Origin of the sequence: Trebonia sp., assembly GCF_049794275.1 — a bacterium.
Classification (GTDB): domain Bacteria; phylum Actinomycetota; class Actinomycetes; order Streptosporangiales; family Streptosporangiaceae; genus Trebonia.
This window is the reverse complement of sequence record NZ_JBARCR010000027.1, coordinates 1-1893: the sequence shown is the minus strand read 5'-3', so window position 1 is coordinate 1893 and position 1893 is coordinate 1. Positions and strand designations below refer to the sequence as shown.

Here is a 1893-nt window from a genome sequence, read left to right as displayed (position 1 = left end):
GCCCGCTCCTGCGGCGCGGCAGCCGGGGCTGCGCGACCAGGTGCGCGAGCACGCGGCACGCCTGCTCGACCGGCTCATCGGCGGCCGCATCGCCTGGGAGTTCACCATCCGGCTGATGATCTGCACGGGCGTGGCCGCGGTGTTCAGCGAGGTGCTCCCCCTGCAGCGCTCGTACTGGGTGGTCCTCACGGTCGCGATCATCCTCAAGCCGGACTACGGGTCAGTGTTCACCCGCGCTGTGCAGCGCGGCGTCGGCACGATCATCGGCGCGGTGCTCGGCGCGGCGATCATCGCGCTAGTGCCGTACGGGCCGTGGCTGCTGCTGCCGTTCGGCGTGCTCGCGGCGCTGCTGCCGTACGGCAAGAGCCGCAGCTTCGGCCTCAGCGCGACGTTCCTTACCCCGTTCGTCGTGCTGCTCATCGACCTGCTCAGCCCCGGCGGCTGGCGGCTCGCCGAGGAGCGGCTGCTCGACACGCTGATCGCCTGCGCGATCGTGCTGCTGATCGGCTACGCGCCCTGGCCATCCGCGTGGTCCGCGCACCTGCCGCGGCAGTTCGCCGACACGCTGCGGGCGGTGGCCGCCTACATGGACGAATCGCTGGTGACCGCCTGGGGCTCGGGTCCGTCTCAGGTCGCGTCATCGCTCGCGACGGCGGCGGCCGGCTCGGCGGACGCTGGGGGTTCCGGAGGCACCGGGGGCGACGCGCCCGCCCGGTCAGGGCTGCGCCGGCAGGCATCTCGTGCCCTGTCCAACCTGCGCGTGGAGTTCCAGCGAACCATGTCGGAGCCGGCGCCGGTCAGCCGCCGCGCCGCTGCCTGGTGGCCCGCCGCCGTCGGCCTGGAAGAAGTGATGGACGCGACGACCGGCCTGGTCGTCGCTATCGGCCGCGGCACGGCGCCGCCCGACGCCAGAGCGGTTCATCAGCTGACCGGGACGCTGCGCGCGGTCGCGGACGCCATCAACGCGGGGACCCCGCCCGCCATATCCGGCGGGCTGCCTGACGATCCGACCCTCACGCCGGTCACCGACGCCGTCCGGTCGGTGCTCGCGGTGCTCATCCGCGGCGGCGAGTCCGGCGCGCGCGGCGACGCGGCCCGCCAGCCCGCCCCAGCCTGAAGCTTGAAGCCTGAAGGGAGCCTGGATGGACAGCGAAACGAGCGAGCTTGGCCTCGCGCTCGCCCACCTGCGCGGCGCGGACCCCGTGCTCGCCCGCGTCATCGACGAGCACGCCGGCTTCGATCCGCGCGGCTGGCTACGCGAGCTGCCGGTTACGGGCTCCTTCGGCGCCCTGATCTTCATGGTGACCGGGCAGCAGCTGTCGGTGCGGTCAGCCGCGAGCATCCTCGGCCGGATCCGGGACCTGTTCGGCGGGCAGCTGCCGTCCCCGGCCGCGCTGCTGGCCGCCGACCCCGCCGACCTGCTCACGACCGGCCTGTCGCGCAGGAAGGTGGCGACCCTGCGCGCTGTGGCCGAGCAGTACGCCGACGGCTCGCTGAGCGACGACATGCTGCGGGCCATGTCCGACCAGGAGATCCTGGACCGCCTCACCACCATCTCCGGCATCGGCCCGTGGACGGTGCACGGCATGCTGATCGTCGCGCTCGACCGCGCCGACGTCGTGCTGCCCGGCGACCTCGCGCTCCGCAAGGCCATCCAGCGCGCCTATCAGCTCAGCCACCTGCCCAGCCAGCAGGAGGTACTCCAGATCGCCGAACCCTGGCGGCCGTACCGGAGCCTGGCGACCGCGTACCTGTTCCAGGTCGCGCTTGATGACCCGGGCACGCCGTTGCCTGAGAAGCAGCAACAGTAACCGGTCGGGCTGGCGGGACTCGAACCCGCGACCTCGTGCACCCAAAGCACGCGCGCTAGCCAAGCTGCGCTACAGCCCGTTG

The 1893-nt window shown here is 72.8% G+C and carries 2 protein-coding genes and 1 tRNA gene; 2 read left to right on the top strand and 1 reads right to left on the bottom strand.

What is annotated here, in order from left to right; all coding sequences use genetic code 11:
• Nucleotides 1-1117 (top strand): FUSC family protein (locus WA805_RS00655; RefSeq protein WP_425241398.1); only part of this gene is annotated, 1117 nt, incomplete at its 5' end.
• A gap of 25 nt (nt 1118-1142) precedes the next feature.
• Nucleotides 1143-1811 carry a DNA-3-methyladenine glycosylase family protein gene (locus WA805_RS00650; protein ID WP_425241397.1) on the top strand — a complete coding sequence of 223 codons (669 nt, stop codon included), beginning with the start codon at nt 1143-1145 and terminating at the stop codon, nt 1809-1811.
• Between the two features lie 4 nt (nt 1812-1815).
• On the opposite strand, the gene WA805_RS00645 is transcribed toward WA805_RS00650, so the two are convergent.
• Nucleotides 1816-1890: transfer RNA gene (locus WA805_RS00645), tRNA-Pro, on the bottom strand.
• Between the last annotated feature and the right edge of the window lie 3 nt (nt 1891-1893).